Genomic DNA, 18,568 nt, shown 5'->3' on the forward strand with positions numbered 1-18,568 from the left:
AATAAACACGAAATATTAAATTTTTTCTCGAAAAAATGATGAAGCCTGCCGGAAATCGGCAGGCTTCTCTATTCAACCGCATAATTATTCTCACATTAACACGAATTCCAGTTACACATTAAAGCGGAAGTGCATAACATCTCCGTCTTGTACAACATACTCCTTGCCTTCCAGACGAAGTTGACCGCGTTCTTTCGCTACGTTCATCGAACCTGCAGCGACGAGATCTTCATAGGATACAACCTCTGCACGGATGAAGCCGCGTTCGAAGTCAGAGTGAATTACCCCTGCTGCTTGTGGAGCCTTCATACCTTTGCGGATGGTCCAAGCGCGAACCTCTTGTACACCAGCAGTGAAGTACGTATACAAGCCAAGCAGACGATACGCCGCTTTGATCAACCGATTAAGTCCTGATTCCGCCAGACCCAGCTCCTCGAGGAACATCGCTTTGTCCTCGCCTTCCAGCTCAGCGATCTCTGACTCAACCTTCGCGCTGATCGGCACGACCTCTGCATTCTCAGCAGCCGCGAACTCAATCACTTGCTGCACGAACGGATTGTTGTCCGTATCAGTAACGCCGTCTTCGCTAACATTAGCTGCGTAGAGCACTGGCTTCAAGGTCAACAAATGCAGGTCGCGGATGATCAGCTTCTCATCATCTGTCAATTCCACACTGCGCGCCTGGCATATCATTATAGAGGGCCTCCTTGATACGTTCAAGCAGGGCTACTTCTTGCTCATATTGCTTATTGCCACCCTTCATGTTCTTGCGGGCACGATCAATGCGCTTGTCCACGCTCTCCAAGTCAGCGAGGATCAACTCCAGATTAATCGTCTGAATATCGCTGATCGGATTGATCTTTCCATCCACATGAGTGATATTCTCATCTTCGAAGCAGCGAACGACATGAACGATCGCATCCACTTCACGGATATGAGCCAAAAATTTATTACCAAGGCCTTCGCCTTTACTTGCCCCGCGCACCAATCCGGCGATGTCCACGAATTCAAATGCAGTCGGCACCGTCTTATTCGGGGTAACGAGTTCGGTCAGCTTATCCAAGCGCTCATCCGGTACCTCTACAACTCCGACATTCGGATCGATCGTACAGAAAGGATAGTTTGCGGATTCCGCCCCCGCCTGGGTAATTGCGTTAAACAATGTGGATTTTCCAACGTTCGGAAGGCCCACGATACCTGCTTTCAAAGCCATATCTATGACAACTCCTCAGTATTTAATAACTTTATTCACCTTCAACCATAGTACATATCCGCAGCATATATTTCAAGAATATCGTTCACTAAATATCATCCATCCTTAAAATGGATACCAGAAATGCTGGACCATTTTCAGCTTCAATAGGATCGATACCGTCAGCAGAATCGCGCAGAGAACTAACGTCAGCTTATCACTTCGCGAAGTAGGAGTTCCCATATACCAGGTACGCTCGCGCTTCGTGCCAAAGCCACGCAAATCCATCGCATCGGACACCATCTCTACATGCTGCAGTGAGGATTGCAGCAATGGGACGATAACCAGCGACAGATTGCGAATTCTTACTTTTAGACTCCCGTCACTTCGCGAAATGCCAAGCCCTCTCATTTGCATCGCATTGAGGATACTGCGAAACTCCTGAGTCAGATCAGGAATATAACGTAGGGCAATGCTTATGGAATAAGCTAGCTTATAGGGAACTTTCAGCTTATTGAGACTGGCCGAGAACCGGCTCGGATGCGTAGTGAAGATAAACAGCAGCGTAATAGGCAACAAGGTAAAATACTTCAAAGATAAGGTCAGCACATAAAATAACGTCTCCGCATTGATGGTGTTATATCCAAGCGGAAGAAGCGGCGTATCCGATCCAGTTAGCGATGTTCCGAACCTCGGTGTAACGAGCAGAATAAAGATACTGTTTATAACGAGGAAGATCATCATCAACCAAAATAATACCGCCATTCTCTTGAAGGGGATCCCGGCGGAGAGCAGCATGAAGATCCCTCCGGTCAGCATTATGGCAAAGATGCGCACATCCATGAACAGAAAAGTACACACAGTCCATACAAGCAGCATAATAAGCTTAATTGCCCCGTCCATTCGATGAAAGAACGAATTTCCTTCAACATATAGATTCCCCGTCTTGTTCATCGGCCCTTTTTCTCCTTCTCCCTATCGATAAAGGCTTCTACGAACCGGGATGGTGAGGATAGCCCAAAGCTCCTTGCGAACCGCGATAGACTCGTCTCCCGCAAATTTGCCTGTTCCGCTACTAAGGAATCGGATAATACGTTGCTCACGGAATCCTCGGCAATAATCCGTCCCCCGCCATAACTGCAGCACGGTCCGCATATTCCAGTGCTAGATGCATGTCATGCGTAATGAACAAGAAGGCCATACCCTGCTTGGACAAGCTCGCTATAAATTCCATAAATTCAGTATAATGCCGATAATCCTGACCTGCCGTTGGTTCATCTAATATCATTAACTTGGGCTGCAGCGCTAGAATGGCGGCTATGCTCAGCCGCTTCTTCTGACCAAAGCTAAGCGCCGACACCGGCCAATTGCGATAAGGGTACAACCCGCAAATGTTCAGCACCTCGGCGATCCGCTGCTCCCGCTCCGCAGGGCTCATTCTTCGTGCCTTCAGCCCCAGTTCGATCTCATCCTTAATCATGTGCTGTGTAATCATGTGATTCGGGTTCTGCATCACATAGCCGATATCTTCGCCACGACGCCGGATCGACCATTTCGTCATATCCTCGCCTTGGTACAGAATCGACCCGCCCCTTGGCCGAAGTAACCCGGTAATCAGATTAGACAACGTTGATTTACCTGCTCCATTTCTGCCTAACAGGGCAACGGTCTCTCCTTCTCTGATCGAGAGCGACACGTCATGGATCGTATCTGAACCCGAATCGTAAGCGAAGCTCACATCCTTGAGTTCGAGTAGCATCGACGGGCTACTGGACTGAAGATGAGGTTGAACGGTCTCCACCCAGTGTTCCAGACGCTCCTTCACCTCGGTGAAGGCAGGACCTTTGTTCATGACGGCCGAGGTCAAAGACCCATTCTGCACTGTGGTCTCGTTCTCCACAGATACGTCGATATGACCTGTAGCAGAATTGTCTTCCAGGGAACTCTTCGCTCTGATGCCTTCAGGAGTGCTCAAATCATCTACTATCTCCAGCGGAACACCGGCATAACTAAGAGCATCGAGGTATAAAGGTTGTCTTAACCCATATTCCGGTAAGACCCAGACCGTAACAACTCATCCGGAGTGCCTGTCGCACAAATTTTACCGTCATTCATAATGATAATCCGATCGACTGGCTTACTAAGAACATCCTCAACCCGATGCTCAATGATGATAACTGTCTTGCCGCTCTTGCGGTGAATCTCATCGATCAACTCCATCGTCCGCATCCCACTCATTGGATCCAGATTAGCCAGTGGCTCGTCAAACAGCAGAATATCCGCTTGTGTAGAGAGCACCCCCGCAAGCGATACGCTCTGCTTCTGACCTCCAGACAGTTCATGCGGACTTTTCCCTTCATAATCCTCCATTCTGACCAGTTCCAGAGCCGAGATCACCTTGACCTTCATCTCTTCCTGTGACCGGGCTTCATTCTCCATTTGGAACGCTACATCTTCTCCGACCGTCAGTCCGACGAACTGAGCATCGGGATTCTGTAGAATCGTGCCGACTTGATGGCTGCGTTCAAATATCGTCAGCTTCGCCGCTTCCTGGTCGTTAATAAGCAGCTGACCGGAAATTTCTCCACCGTATGAAAAGGGAATAAGCCCATTGATACAATGGGCCAAAGTCGATTTGCCGGAGCCGCTAGGCCCAGCGATCCATATTTTCTCGCCTTTATAAATGTCTAGATGAATATCAGATAACGTCGCCTGAGACTGACTCTTGTAACGGAAGCTAAAATTACGAAAGGATAAGACCGCCTGCATAATATAATTGAATCTCCTATCTGTCCACGCTCAAATTGGTGTTGTTACGATTGCGCTTGGCAAAGGCCCAGACCGCAGGAAGACCCAGCACAATGAAGACAGCCAGATTGGCAGTGCCCGCGGCGACCGTCTGTATGACCATCTTGTCATTTGGTTCTCCCATCACATAAATGTCAAACAAGAAGGAGAATAACAGCGAAATGAAAATACCGAGTACGCCATATATGAAAAACTGTACAAAATGCTTCTTCTTGACTTCTCCGTCCATTGGATTAAAGCCCTTAACCAAGTATATTAGCCCCATAAAAGCGGCGGTTATGCCTGAGCCTAGGGCCCATCCCCACCATACCGTGCCGTATGTAATAAAGTCATTGATCACATGTCCGAGAAATCCGGCAATAAATCCGACAATAGGCCCGAACAACGCTCCAAGAATAGCGAGCAGGGCGATCGCGGGGCGGATCTGCGTATCGACGGTGATCGGAATGCCAATCCAACTTGTTGCTCCGTACAAGGCGGTCCCTACACCAATGGTTACTACCGTGCGGGTGTTCCACTTCCAAATGGATGGTTTCAAACGTCATTTCTCCCTTCTCATTATCACGATTATTCTCAATATAATAGGATAATCTAGAAGTCGTCAATGAAAATATAATAATTCTACCCGGATTTATCGGATATATATGAAGTTAGCTTCTACGAACCAGTCTTGAGGTGCTTCGAAGCTCATCGATATTCGCCGCCCCGATTCCGAACATAACCGTGCGTAACTCTAGCTCGACCCGTTCCAGCAGCTCATCGAGTCGCTTCTCTGAATTGACGGCAGGTTCTAGCACGGCACGGCCGAGCCCAACCAGATTTGCCCGAGTGCTAGCGCCTTGGCTGCATCAACCCCTGTATTCAATCCTCCGCTACCGATAATTGCTGCGCCAGGGATCTTACTCCGTACATCAACGATACATTCGGCGGTCGGATTGCCCCAGTCAGCGAAGGCCTCGGCAACCGCGCGGCGCACATGATCCTTATTACGGAATTTCTCAACCTGGCTCCAGGACGTTCCTCCCGCTCCAGCAACATCAATAAAGGCCACACCAGCCTCGTGCAGCTGACGAGCGGTCTCGCCGTCGATCCCCCAGCCTACTTCCTTGACCCCTACCGGTATCGGCAGTGTCCGGCATACATCCTCAATTCGCGCCAATAATCCAGCGAAGGCAGTATCCCCTTCCGGCTGGAACACTTCCTGTAAGCTATTCAAATGCAGTACCAGCATGTTCGCCCCAGCTATCTCGGCTACCCGCATGCATTCCTCCACGCCAAAGCCGTAGTTTAGCTGTACCGCACCCACATTGGCGATGATCGGAATGCTTGGGGCATAACGACGCACGGCGAAGGTTGGCGCAAGTTCCTTCTTCTCCACCGCAGCCCGGCCGGAACCGACGCCCATCGCCCAGCCCCTTCGCTCCGCGGCCTCGGCAAGACGCTCATTGATTGTTCCGGCCAGTTCGCTGCCTCCGGTCATTGAGCTAATGAGCAGCGGAGTCCGTACATCAATATTTAGAAATTCCGTATTGAGACGGATATCATTAAAATTTAGGTCCGGGAGAGCATTATGCCGGAACGCATACTTCTCCAGGCCGGTACTGATTCCCGTTCCGTTCACCTGTTCCTCCAGACAGAGCCGGATATGCTCCGTCTTGCGTTCAGATGTAGCGCCCATACTTCATTCCCCTTCTTCTTTATATAACAACTATATTTACCCAAATTGTGCTTGCAAATCCGCATCTTATCCCATCTCATGCGCGATATACCCAGCGACCAAATGGCCTGACAGAGTTACATAAGGTACTCCCCCTCCGGGATAAGTGGAGCTTCCTACATACCACAACCCTCGGACATCACGGCTGCGATTGCTTGGCCTGCGAAGGATTTGCCGCGGATTGTGTGTAGCAATTCCGTATATTCCCCACGATAGGCTCCCGTATCACGAGCTAACTGATCAGGCGAATAAGTACTGAGTACATGGTTCTTATTAATTCCCTGTAACCCGTATCCCGCAAAGTAGATAACACATTCTCTGCGTAGCTCTCACGCTGCTCCTCCCAATCCCAGCTATCGGATAAATACGGAGCATATGTCATGATGAACAGATTGCTATGTCCATCAGGGGCGGCCCCTTTCTCTGAATAAGAAGAGTTACATATGTATACGGATGGCTTGGAAGGCGGCTTTCGCTGATCAAAGATCTCGGTGAACTCCTCCTCATAGCGATCCGAGAAGAATACGGTATGATGAAGCAAACGATCATATAATGAGGGAACCCCAGCCAACTGTACGAACGCGGACAATGAAGGTTCCATGGAGGCGATCCTCCGATCATTTAACGAAGGCCTAAGCGCTTCACTTAACAGCTTCTGGGTGGTAGATAATAAGTCACCATTAATAACGATCAGCGGCGCTTCATAATATCCATCATTCGTCTCTATCCCGCAGGCTCGCCCTCCCTGAACGCGAATCTGTCTGGCCTCGACCCCTGTCTTAATCTTAACGCCCAGTTCCTCCGCGAGCTCCCGTAGCGCTTCAACAAGAGCATACGTACCGCCACGAACGCTATAAGTGCCGTGATCTATCTCGCAGCTGTGCATCATCCCATACAATGAAGGAGCCAGGAAAGGAGAAGAGCCAACCCGAGGTGCATACCTTCCGAATAAGGCCAGTGAATTGGGATGTGTAAAGAAGTGGCGCAGCTCCCGGTTCAGCGATCTCCTGAACAGAGGGACGACGCTTAACATCTCCCTCAACATGCCGACATTCCACTTCTCCCTGTTCCCGATCGGCAGTCGACTCATCAATCTCCCGTTGATGCTCTGGAACATCATCCGCGATTCCTGCAGAAATGCTGGATAATGTAGCGCATCTACCGGGCTGTATGTATCAATCTGATGCTGCATTGCCTCAACATCGCCGGTCATATCCACCACACTTCCGTCCGTGAATATATTCCGGGACCTGGGCTCGAGTGGGATCAGAGATACATAATCCTCCATTCTGCGTCCCACGCTACGGAACACATTGCGGAACACGAAAGGCAGCTCTATCGTGTTCGGCCCACAATCGAACCGGTAGCCATCGATAACGATCCGCTGCAACTTCCCACCTACAAGATCCTTACGCTCCAATATAGTCACCTGATAGCCCCGACCCGCGAGTCCTATCGCGCAAGCCAGTCCTCCGAAGCCCGATCCAACAATCAAGACCTTACCCTTCGCCGACATGATACCTGCCTCCTCATGTATCTCTAATTCACAAGCTGTAAGCTATAGAAGTTTGATCACGCACTTATAGCAATGGTGACATTAATCTGGCCGCCGATTCCATGAATCGCACATATATTTTCTTGTTCATGAAGGACTTCTTCTCGATCAACTTCGTAGAGAACAAATCCCGCTCAAAATCCTTCACCATCTTGGCTACACTATCGCTCTGAACAAGCAATGCGTTCACTTCAAAATTCAAATGGAAGCTGCGCATATCCATATTGGCTGTACCTACCGTCGCCACTTCCCCATCGACGATGAGCAGCTTGGAATGAAGGAAGCCCTTCTCATACTCATAGATCTTCACCCCAACCTCAAGTAGGGACGGAAAATAAGAATGAGAAGCGAGAAACGGTAGCCATTTATCCGGCCGCGCTGGGAACAGGATACGTACATCGATCCCTGACATCGCTGCGACCTGCAGAGCAGAGAGATATCATCATCCGGTATGAAATACGGAGTGGCCAGCCACACCGACTTCTTGGCTGATGTAATCATAGCAAAGAAGAGATTCTTCAGCGTCCGGCTCTCGTTATCCGGCCCGCTCGGAATGATCTGAATCGCCCCGCCGCAGCCAGGAACCAATTCGGGCGATAAATACTGCTGATCCATAATTCGCTCGCCATATACGTAATGCCAGTCCTGCAGAAATATAATCTGCAGGGACCTCACGGCCTCCCCTTTGACCAACATATGCGTATCGCGCCAGAAGCCATAGTTCTTATTGCGGCTCAAGTATTCGTCCCCTACATTAAGCCCGCCGATAAAGCCTGTTGTGCCATCAATGACCACGATTTTACGGTGGTTGCGATAGTTGACCCGGCTCGACAGCGCCAGAAAGCGCATCGGCCGTACACTCCGACCTTAACTCCAGCAGCCCGAAGTTCATTAATAAATGATTTTGAGAGCCCAATGCTGCCGACAGCATCATACATGAAGCGTACCTCGACACCTTCGCGAGCTTTATCGATTAACGTCTTCTGAATTTCTCGGCCAATCGCATCGGCACGGTATATATAGTACTCCATATGAATATGATGCTTAGCTAGTTTCAGCTCCCTGAGCAATGTCGAGAACGTCTCTTCCCCATTCGTTAACACTCTCGTACGGGAAGCCATAGAGAATGGCGTGCGGGCTAGACGCTGCGATAATTGCAGCATTCTCTGCTGGGCAGGCGTGAACTGAGATAGATCACGAGGTAACATGGTGGCGCTGTTATCAATTCGCTCGTAGCTCATTTGGTCCTGCTCCGCCTTGCGGTCGAATTTTCTTCTCTTGAAATAATTCTGGCCAAGCAGAAAATAGAGCACCAAGCCGACTACCGGCAGCAGTGCCAACACCAGGATCCAGGCTAGGGTACTGGAAGGATTACGGTTCTCCATGAATATAGCCAAACTGATCGTAATTACCGTCAGTGTCTGAAAAATACTGACCAGCATCCCTCCAAATTTACCGAATATACCAAATCCGAAAAAGTAGAACGCAAATAATATGATTGCGATCAATATGATCTGTAATCCACGTCTCATAACGGTACCTCTCTTCAAAAATACATGATCCTATTGTACATGAAGCTTGTCTTTCTTCCCACAGAATTTATGAGAATCCCTTGTTTGCCGCCAGTTTCGGCTTATTGGTGCAGCAAATTTGTATCCCCATTTTTTTGTACTATAATGATTCTGACTCAGGAGTCAGAATCAGTACTTATAAGTCAGAACGGGAAGGAGGTCACTCATTGTCTAGCAAATCTGACGACAAGAAACAGTTAATCTTGAGAACTGCCATGCAATTGTTCGCGGCAAAAGGCTCTTCTGCAACATCGATGCAAGAAATCGCAGAGTTGTGTGGAATGTCCAAGGGGAGTCTATATCTGCATTTCAAATCCAAGGATGAGCTGGAGCTTAGCCTCTTTCACTACTGCGTCCAGATGCTTCAAGCCGAATTGCTTCAGGTTGAGCAGGAAACGGATTTGTCGCCGCGAGACAGACTGATTCGTGCTGTCGAAGTATTATTTGAGCTGGTTCTTGAGCTAAGAGAGTTCTTGCTGATGCAATTTAAGGAATGGATCGTAAAAGGGAACATCTATAAGTACCCGACATCATGAATAATAATAATGCGAAGTTACTCCATTATACCAAAAAAGCACTTATATCCGCTTATGGAGAAATAATTGACCCTTATATGACCGATCTGATCATCTTCTCCCATGGCATGATTGGTACTTACGCCAAACTGGTATTCGATCATAACATGACCACAAATACGCACCGAATTGCCGTCTATCTGATCGATATACTGGATTCAACTGTAGAACTCCTGCTAAAGACTCGGCCCGAGCCATTAATACCAGAAGTACTTCTTTACAATTTCGGAAAATGCGGAGAGAACAGTCCTGAGCCGGTGAAGCATCCCCTTCTCACTATCAAAGAAATGAAGGAACTTCTAGAGAAAGAAAGCGGAGACGCTGGCGAGCGTGAACAAGGGATTGAAGCACTGCACATTCTTGAAGAAGAATTGCTGCGACCTCGGCCTCGCCGAGTCATTCTGAAAGGTATGGTTGCCGCGATGGAAGACCTTGATCTCCCGCAGATAGAGAGCAGCCTCGAGGAGCTGCAAAGATTGCTGCGACCATATTATGCCCAAGCGTAATATAAGATCAACTTATTAATAGGAGAAAGAGAGGAGCAGAACCCTGCTTATGAAGAGCATTATTAATTTCTCAATCCGCAATAAATTTGCGGTTTGGCTGCTGACGATCATTGTTACAGTTACTGGTCTATACAGCGGCCTGACGATGAAGCAAGAAAGCATTCCTAATATTGATGTTCCTTACCTTAGTATTACAGCCATCTATCCTGGAGCAGCGCCAGAGGGCGTCGTTCAGGATGTAACCAAGCCGCTCGAACAAAGATTGCGTAATGTCGACGGCGTTAAGACGATCACTTCAACCTCGATGGAGAATGCATCTTCCCTCTTCATTGAATTTCAATATGGCAAGAATCTAGACAATGCTACAGCATCTGTTCGTGAGGCGCTGAACGACGTACAGCTACCGGACGGTGTTAAGAAACCGCAAATCACAAGATTCAGCCTGAGCTCGATGCCAGTTATCTCACTCAGCGTATCCGATACGGAATCAGGCAATCTGGAGTCCCTCACTCGGCTGATCAATAACGAGATTGGTCCCGCTCTGGAGGATCTTGATGGCGTTGCCTCCGTGCAGATTGCCGGACAATATGTCAAGGAAGTCAGCCTAAAGTTCAATCAGGCAAAAATGAAAGAATTAGGCCTTAGCGAAGATACCGTTAAGGGAATCGTACAAGGCTCGGCACTGCGTGTTCCGCTCGGTCTGTTCAATATGGAACAGTCACAGAAAGCCGTCGTCGTTGATGGCAACATCATCACCGTCGATGATCTGAAGAATCTGGCCATTCCAGTCATTCCAAGTGCCTCCTCCGGTACTCCAAACGGAAGTGGAGCGGCTGGCGGACAGGGCAATATGCCTTCAGGTGCTCCAGGGGCAGCCGATGCAACTCCTGCCGCAGGCAGTGGCAATGAGGCTGGCGCAGCTCCACAGGGCGCAATGGGAGCCATCCCGGTTGGGATACCAACAGTAAAGCTTAGCGATATCGCCGATATCCAGACGATCGGTAAAGCTGAATCAATCTCACGTACGAACGGCAAGGAATCGATAGGCATTCAGATTGTCAAAGATAACGATGCCAATACGGTAGATGTCGTTAACCGCGTTAAGGACAAAACTGAAGAACTTCAGAAGCAATACGGTCATATCGGTTTCACCGTGATGCTCGACCAAGGACAGCCGATTACGGACTCTGTAAATACGATGCTAATGAAAGCCGTATTCGGAGCTTTGTTCGCAGTATTGATCATCCTGATCTTCCTGCGGAATTTACGCTCGACGATCATCTCCATTATTTCTATCCCGCTCTCGCTACTGATTGCGGTCCTGCTACTGAAGCAGATGGATATTACGCTTAATATGATGACGCTTGGAGCGATGACAGTCGCTATCGGACGGGTTGTCGACGACTCGATCGTCGTCATCGAGAATATTTACCGTAGGATGTCGCTTACCGGCGAGAAGCTGAGTGGCGGCAAGCTGATCGTAGCGGCTACGAGTGAAATGTTCGTTCCGATCATGTCTTCTACCATCGTAACGATCGCCGTCTTCCTGCCGATGGCATTCGTAAGCGGCATGGTTGGCCAATTGTTCAAACCGTTCGCCCTTACAATGGTATTCTCACTGTTGGCATCGTTACTCGTCGCTATTACCCTTGTTCCGGCGCTGGCTCATACCCTGTTCCGCAAGGGCTTGAAAAACACATATGACCATGACAGCAATCCGAAAGGCCTGGCGCTTTATTATAAAAAAGCTCTTAATTGGTGTCTGTCACATAAATTAATTACCTTCGGTGCAGCCGTCTTGTTGCTCGTCGGCAGCTTGTTCCTAACCCCGCTAGTCGGTGTAAGCTTCTTGCCGGAGCAAAGTGATAAATATGTAATGGTAACTTATTCGCCGGCTCCTGGTGAGCTGCTTGAAGATGTAGAAGCTAAAATGCAAAAGGTTGAGAAATATGTCCTGAATCAACCAGACGTAGAGAAATGCAGTACTCCATCGGCGGAAGCAATCCGATGGGCATGGGATCGTCTAACTCGGCACTCTTCTATATCGGTTATGATAAGGATACGAAGAAGTTCGATGATGTGAAGAATGAACTGATTGAAGGCTTAAAGAAAGAAATACCTGATGGCAGCTGGTCGGATATGTCTGCGATGATGATGGGCGGCCTGGGCGGAAGCTCCCTCAGCATCAACGTATTTGGAGATAGTCTAGAGCAGATTCAACCCGTCTCTGATCAGATCCTGAAGTGGATCGAGGAAGACTCGAAGCAGTTCGAGAAAGGCAAGACCAGCCTATCCGAGACCTATGATCAATATACCCTGGTTGCAGATCAACAGAAGCTGAGCTCACTCGGACTCACCGCAGGCCAGATCGCTATGAAGCTTAGCCCAACTCACGAACGTCCGGTATTGACAGAAGTGGATATTGACGGCAAGAACTATAATGTCTACATTGAAACGGACAGCAACACTTATTCCAGTATTGCAGATATCGAGAATGAGACAATAACCTCACCACTTGGTATGAAGGTACCTATCAAAGAAGTAGCGAAAGTCGAGAAAGGAACTTCTCCGAACTCGATCACGCGTATAGATGGCAAGATGGTCGTTGAAGTAAGCGCGAATGTGCTGACTTCGGACGTACAAAAGGCATCCACATCCTTGCAGGACAAAATCGACAAGATGGATATGCCAGAAGGCGTAACCGTTAAGTTCGGTGGCGTAACCGAACAAATTAACGACACCTTCGGCCAGTTGGGCATTGCGATGCTCGCAGCGATTGCCATTGTATACTTCGTTCTGGTTGTAACGTTTGGTGGTGGCTTAGCACCGTTCACCATTCTGTTCTCCTTGCCGTTTATCGTCATCGGTGCCATTGTTGGCCTATTGATTGGTGGCGAGACGCTGAACGTATCCGCATTGATGGGCGTATTGATGCTCATCGGTATTGTCGTCACGAACGCGATCGTATTGATCGACCGTGTTATTCATAAAGAACGCGAAGGTCTTACGACCCGGGAAGCGCTGCTTGAAGCCGGAGCTACCCGCTTGCGTCCAATTCTTATGACAGCTCTAGCTACGATCGGTGCTCTGTTACCGCTCGTAACAGGTATGGAGAACAGCGCAGGTATTATATCGCGTGGTCTCGGTATTACCGTTATCGGCGGTCTCATCAGCTCCACGCTGCTGACACTCGTGATCGTGCCGGTTGTCTATGAATTCTTGATGAAATTCCGCCGGCGTGGCCCGGTAACCCATGATTTAGATTAAAACGAATTATTCAGCATAAATAAAGAAGACCACTGCAGCAAATAACGCTGCAGTGGTCTTCTACTATTCATTCGAAATATTGATTAATGAAGCTGGGCACGCCATGCTTGCAATCTATTCAAATCTTCATTCAGAAATTCATTCATCATCTCAGCCAGCCCGATATACAACGGACTGGTGGTGGCCGCAGTCAAGCTGGATGTAAATCCTTCCGTCCACTTCAACAAATGCGACTCCAGGAACCTGATTTGCAGATCCAGTCCTTCCAGAAGACTTTGATGCAGATTTAACTTATCCAGCATTTCCTCCGACATGACAGCCATATACTCCAACTCCAGGGCGATATTGTCATCTCGCTCCCCATTTAGCTTATTAAATACGATGCCACTTTCCATATAGAACGTTCTAATATCTGAAGCGCATTCTAACGCATCGATCCCTTCCTCTCGGGCCCGGTACAAGCTCTCGCAAGTCGGCACCTTCGCTGTTGGACCCATGAACAAGCGTTCAAACTCCTCGGCCTCACTATAACAAGCCCGGCGAATTTCGTTCTCCGGTATGCTCTCTAAATAATTGATCAATCTGCGACCGCCACTACTCATAGGAACGGTGTTGTTCAACTCCACCTGGCTATGCCACTGTGCAATCAGAGACATACGAGGCGGTCTTCCCAAGAAATCCACCAGCAGCCGGTATCCCCAGCCCCTAAGCTTCAGCCACTTAGCCTGATCCTGCGATATGACAACCTGTTCAGTGAACAACATAGTCATTTTGGTTCATCTCCCTCTTCTATTCTGCGAAATATATATACAAGTTCAAACACACTTATACCACTTTATAAAAAAGATGACTTCCTTATTCTGTCGGAAATCATCTCTCTTCCATATACCGACACATGATTAAGGGGTATCATGTATCTATACTTCCATTATATCCTAATGAAAACGCTTTACTTGCGATATATATCACAACATTGTTACAGTTCTGACCCATTCATAATCCTCTATATGATTCATATTAAATTGCAGCATTCGTTCCGTGTCGCCGAGCTTATCAGCCAGATCCGCCCCATCTATATAGTCAACACGAAGACTAGCCACCCATTCGCTCATTCGGAGTCTTCCATTCTCTAGAGCAAGCTGCAATCCCGGTAGCACATCTCGACTATACGCCGCCAGTAAAGGCTGGATCCTTCCGCCAGCTTGGACAATGATGGCCTGGACACGCCCTTCTTGCTCGATAGAAGCATTCTCCTTCTCCACTTGTGCCACCCGCTCTACAATGGCTTCAAAGACACCTCTATGGACAAAAGGCATATCACAAGCCACTGCCAGGTTCCACTCTGTAATTGATACCTTTAATCCGGCATGTAATCCAGCAAGTGGGCCCATGTCCGGGTATTGATCAGCTACAACCTCTAAGCCAAGATGGTTATAATCATCGTGCTGTCCGCCTGCGATCAATATCTGCTGCGCTACCGGATTCAGTTCTCCGATCATCCTCTCAATAACCGTTATGCCGTTCAATGTCAGCAGCGCTTTATTGGTTCCCATACGACTTGACCTGCCACCCGCTATAATAATTGATGTGATCTCCACAGATTATCCACCTTCTATTTATAAATAATGTAAGATTAAAGAAAACTTGGTTTGTATCCCTTTTCATCTGTGTGTTAAATTGATGCTATAGAACTTTTGCATCAGGGTCAATCAGGACACCTCTTCGAACAACCACCAATAGAAAGGAATGGCGCTTTTGCCGGACAATCAACATCAATCGTCCTCTTTGCTATCATTGGGACTTCTGAATTTTTTCATCTATGGGACAACGGTTATCTTTGCAGCCTTCTTTCAATTATATTTGCAGGATATCGGAATGAACAAGCTGGAGATCGGTATTCTGATCTCGGCCGGACCGCTCATCTCTCTGCTGGCTCATCCCTTCTGGAGACTGATGAGTGATCGATCCCACAATATCCGGTTAATCCTGCTTGTCATGCTGATCGGCTTGCTCGCGATTGGTCATCTTTTGTTCAGAGTAGATACTTTTCAAATGCTATACATTGTGGTTATGCTGGTCTTCTTCTTCCAGAGTCCCTTGCTCTCGCAGAGCAACAGCCTGACTCTGGGATATGTGACCGATTCCAATCAGAGATTTGAGACCTATCGGTTATGGGGCTCCTTCGGTTGGGCAACCGCTGCTCTTGCAGCGGGAATTACGATCGATGCGACAGGAAAAAATGGCTTCTCCTTGCTGTTCAGCATTATGCTCATCCTGTCGATCAGCTCGACTTTAGTTCTTCCTTCATCTCGTTATACGGCGGATATGCCTTGGATCAGCGGAAGAGAATTCCGACAGGTACTGAAGAACAAATATTTTGTCCTCTTTATCGTGCTCGGGCTCTTCGTGGCCATACCCAACTCTATCAACGCCCTGTTCATGCCTTTGTTTATTAGCGATCTGGGCGGCAATAGACTTTCGGTTGGAATAGCGGTGTTCCTGTCCACACTGCTTGAGATGGCCGCCTTCGTTCTGTTAAACCGTTATCTGAAGAACAAAATAACTTATTTGATCGGCACCCTAACGATTGTAAGCATTCTGTTCGCCTTGCGTTGGAATCTGATGGCTGACGCTACACATCCCACCCAGATTATCATCATTCAACTGCTACATGCGATCACCTTTGGCGGATTCTTCTATGTCGGTACACGGTCGATCGCCTTGTTCCTCCCCAGCTCGTCGCGGGCTGCAGGACAAGCGGTATACAGCTTCATGCTTAGCGGGGTGACCGGGATCGTTGCAGGTCTTCTTGGCGGATTCACTTTTCAGGACTTCGGGCCTGTAATCATGTATCAAATGGGAATGATGATGACCCTCTTCGCAGCGATTGGCTTCGGAGCACTATGGTATCATTTCCATAAGAATGGTTATCCGCCCGTGATCTCACAACACAAATCATAATTATAATCAAAAAAAGAAAACAAATCTCCGACCGTCACGCCCCTTTGGTAACGCCGGTCGGAGGTTTGTTTTCTTTCTTGCCACTTCAGTTTACACTATGAAATGCATACCAGAGCAAGCCTTTTTTTTAGAATATCGATTTGCCCAGGAGGAAGCACTGTCATGCCGAATATTAAACAAATCGCCAAAGCCGCCGGTGTATCTGTATCTACCGTCTCCCGCGTGCTCAATCAGCATCCTTACGTGAGCGAAGCGAAACGAAGAGCGGTTGAAGATGCGATAGAACATCTAAAGTATGCACGGAATATGAATGCTGTCCACCTTATTAAGGGGAGAACGCAGACGGTTGCCGTTATTCTGCCGCACATCAACCATCCTTACTTCATGAGACTGATGGAGGGCATCGCCGGTGAAGCTCTAAAGTATAACTACCAGCTAATGTTGTGCCAGACCGCATATAACCATGATGAAGAGCTTAAGGTGTTAGACATGTTGAAGAACAAGCAAATCGACGGAGTCATCATTAGTTCCCGCTCCGCTTCACTTGATCAGATCGAGCCTTATTCCGCATACGGACCCATACTATTATGCGAGGATGTGAAGGATCGCCTTCTATCCTCTGTCTACTTCGATCATTACCTGAGCTTCCAGAGTGCTATAACCTTCCTATGGGAGAAGGGGCACCGAAACATCGGATTCGCCGTCAACCGTTTGAACAATTCCAGCGGCCGTAAACGGCTAAGTGCTTACTATGACACTCTGAAAGCATTAGGGGGCAGTGGGCGCGCAGAATGGGTACTGGACGGTTGCCGGGATATGAAGGATAGCGCTGCGATCTTCCCTTGGCTGCATAGCTTGGATGAGCGGCCCACCGCCTTGCTCATTACAGGAGATGAAGTCGCCGCTGGTTTTCTGCTCACCGCTCCAGAGCATGGATTCCGAGTTCCAGAGGACATTGCCATCATCGGCTTTGATAACCAGCCGATCTCGGAATTGCTTGGCATCACGACGATTGATATTCAATTGAATGATATCGGTGCCCGAGCCTTTGCAATCATTTATAAGCAAATTACGAATCGGGCAGAAGGGCCTTCCGTCGAGAGATTCCAATTCAAATTGATTGAGCGAGGAACCGCATAAAGCCCTTAGTGTGTGATCAAAAGCTGACTTTTTAAGTTTCCAATCTTAGTCCTCGATCTGCGGTTGATTCTGCTGCTCCTTCCCAAGCGTCGCCTTTAACAGCAGCGGAGTCACAATGGTAGTCAGAATGACGACGATCACAAGCACCGTGAAGTACTTCTGCTCCAAGAGACCACTCTCTAGGCCAATTGTTGCAATAATCAGCGCCACTTCTCCCCGTGACACCATTCCTGATCCGATCCCTAGAGCAGAAAGTCTGGAATATCCGGTGAGTCTGGCGCCGAGTCCAGAACCGATCAGCTTGGTCAGAAGGGCGATCACAAAGAACAGAAGTAATAATCCAATCTGGGAGCCAAGCCCTTTAAAGCTAACGGAAAATCCCACGCTGACGAAGAATATCGGCACAAATATCGTATAAGCAATTGGCTGTAATTTTTGCTCGACCTCATGCTTGTAGTCTGTCTGTGAAATCGCCAAACCTGCAGCAAAGGCACCAATAATACCAGCCACGCCGAACTGCTCCGCAAGATAGGCGAGGAAGAAGCATAGAATCAGACCTGCGCTAATAATCGCCTCGGTCACTCGCAGGGGAGCCAGCCAATTCATTACCCATTTCGCGATCTTCCAGATGAACAAGGCCACGATCACGAAGAAAATGAACTTATACCCGATCACCATCGCCAGATTTACTTCCTCACCTCCGACCATACTCATGACAAAGGCCAGTAGGATAACGACAAGAATATCATCAAGGATCGCTGCACCAAGCAAGGTCGTGCTCTCCTTACTCTTAAGTAACCCCAGATCCTTAAGACTCTGCACAGAAATACTTACCGATGTAGCCGATAGAAGTAGACCTAAGAAGATGGCCTTGGCTGCGTCCATACCAATAGCGACTCCTACCAAATATCCGCCGAGCATCGGTAGAATAATTCCCCAATCGCCACTGCCGTTGACGATTTGAAGGATCGCTTCAAATCCTCGATATTCGTCTCCAGTCCCGCCATGAACATAAGTAGCAGCACACCAATCTCGCTTAATTCCGCGATCATATGCGAATTTTCTACCCAGCCAAGCATTGCCGGACCAATAATGACACCTACCAATAGCTTACCTACTACCGCAGGCTGCCCTAATCTAACCATCAAGTCACCAGCCAGCTTCGTGGCCAGAAGAATAATCAGAATTGTCAAATAGAACATTAAATCCCTCCCTGTTATTTTAGATAGCATGCCCAAAAAAAGACAAAGAGGAGCCTGGTTTGACCAGGCTCCTC

At 48.3% G+C, this 18,568-nt stretch carries 9 protein-coding genes and 6 pseudogenes; 5 read left to right on the forward strand and 10 right to left on the reverse strand.

Translation table 11 applies throughout. The features are described from left to right. Positions 1 to 111: 111 nt before the first annotated feature. The 7 genes and pseudogenes from ychF to cls all read right to left on the reverse strand — a co-directional run bounded on the left by ychF (position 112) and on the right by cls (position 8,804). A pseudogene (gene ychF / locus RE628_RS26960) lies at positions 112 to 1,213 on the reverse strand (redox-regulated ATPase YchF). A gap of 105 nt (positions 1,214 to 1,318) precedes the next feature. After that, positions 1,319 to 2,146: an energy-coupling factor transporter transmembrane component T family protein gene (locus RE628_RS26965; protein ID WP_309156424.1), complete on the reverse strand. Its 828-nt coding sequence runs from the start codon at positions 2,144 to 2,146 to the stop codon at positions 1,319 to 1,321. Continuing rightward, a pseudogene (locus tag RE628_RS29900) lies at positions 2,143 to 3,961 on the reverse strand (DUF3744 domain-containing protein). The gene RE628_RS26965 and the pseudogene RE628_RS29900 overlap by 4 nt, the downstream one beginning before the upstream one ends. Positions 3,962 to 3,977: 16 nt before the next feature. Next, positions 3,978 to 4,538: an ECF-type riboflavin transporter substrate-binding protein gene (locus RE628_RS26985; protein ID WP_309156429.1), complete on the reverse strand. Its 561-nt coding sequence runs from the start codon at positions 4,536 to 4,538 to the stop codon at positions 3,978 to 3,980. A gap of 112 nt (positions 4,539 to 4,650) precedes the next feature. Next, positions 4,651 to 5,678, reverse strand: a pseudogene (gene fni / locus RE628_RS26990) (type 2 isopentenyl-diphosphate Delta-isomerase). A 271-nt stretch (positions 5,679 to 5,949) separates the two neighbouring features. Then, positions 5,950 to 7,233, reverse strand: a complete 1,284-nt coding sequence (locus RE628_RS26995) for a phytoene desaturase family protein (protein ID WP_309156430.1) — start codon at positions 7,231 to 7,233, stop codon at positions 5,950 to 5,952. A gap of 64 nt (positions 7,234 to 7,297) precedes the next feature. Continuing rightward, positions 7,298 to 8,804: pseudogene (gene cls / locus RE628_RS27000) on the reverse strand (cardiolipin synthase). Between the two features lie 206 nt (positions 8,805 to 9,010). Between cls and RE628_RS27005 the strand changes: the two are divergent. The 3 genes and pseudogenes from RE628_RS27005 to RE628_RS27015 all read left to right on the forward strand — a co-directional run bounded on the left by RE628_RS27005 (position 9,011) and on the right by RE628_RS27015 (position 13,191). After that, a complete protein-coding gene (locus tag RE628_RS27005; RefSeq protein WP_309156431.1) occupies positions 9,011 to 9,379 on the forward strand; it encodes a TetR/AcrR family transcriptional regulator in 369 nt (122 codons plus the stop codon). Then, the gene (locus RE628_RS27010; RefSeq protein WP_309156432.1) at positions 9,376 to 9,924 is read left to right on the forward strand and encodes a hypothetical protein; all 549 of its coding nucleotides are present in this window, start codon (positions 9,376 to 9,378) and stop codon (positions 9,922 to 9,924) included. The genes RE628_RS27005 and RE628_RS27010 overlap by 4 nt, the downstream gene beginning before the upstream one ends. A 49-nt stretch (positions 9,925 to 9,973) precedes the next feature. Continuing rightward, positions 9,974 to 13,191, forward strand: a pseudogene (locus RE628_RS27015) (efflux RND transporter permease subunit). Positions 13,192 to 13,274: 83 nt separating this feature from the next. On the opposite strand, the gene RE628_RS27020 reads toward RE628_RS27015, so the two are convergent. Further along, positions 13,275 to 13,961 (reverse strand): TorD/DmsD family molecular chaperone, encoded by a 687-nt coding sequence (locus RE628_RS27020; RefSeq protein WP_309156433.1) that lies wholly within the window; start codon positions 13,959 to 13,961, stop codon positions 13,275 to 13,277. A 195-nt stretch (positions 13,962 to 14,156) separates the two neighbouring features. Next, positions 14,157 to 14,789, reverse strand: coding sequence for a molybdenum cofactor guanylyltransferase (locus RE628_RS27025; protein WP_309156435.1), 633 nt, complete (start codon positions 14,787 to 14,789; stop codon positions 14,157 to 14,159). Between the two features lie 148 nt (positions 14,790 to 14,937). On the opposite strand from RE628_RS27025, the gene RE628_RS27030 reads away from it, so the two are divergent. Together RE628_RS27030 and RE628_RS27035 are read left to right on the forward strand one after the other, a co-directional pair. Then, entirely contained in the window at positions 14,938 to 16,152 is a 1,215-nt protein-coding gene (locus RE628_RS27030; RefSeq protein WP_309156437.1) for an MFS transporter, read from the forward strand. A 162-nt stretch (positions 16,153 to 16,314) separates the two neighbouring features. Beyond that, positions 16,315 to 17,292 (forward strand): LacI family DNA-binding transcriptional regulator, encoded by a 978-nt coding sequence (locus RE628_RS27035; protein WP_309156440.1) that lies wholly within the window; start codon positions 16,315 to 16,317, stop codon positions 17,290 to 17,292. Positions 17,293 to 17,337: 45 nt separating this feature from the next. Here the strand turns inward: RE628_RS27035 and RE628_RS27040 are convergent. Continuing rightward, positions 17,338 to 18,524 (reverse strand): annotated as a pseudogene (locus RE628_RS27040) (cation:proton antiporter). Positions 18,525 to 18,568 lie beyond the last annotated feature (44 nt).

Source organism: Paenibacillus sp. D2_2, from assembly GCF_031199965.1.
Taxonomy (GTDB): Bacteria; Bacillota; Bacilli; order Paenibacillales; family Paenibacillaceae; genus Fontibacillus.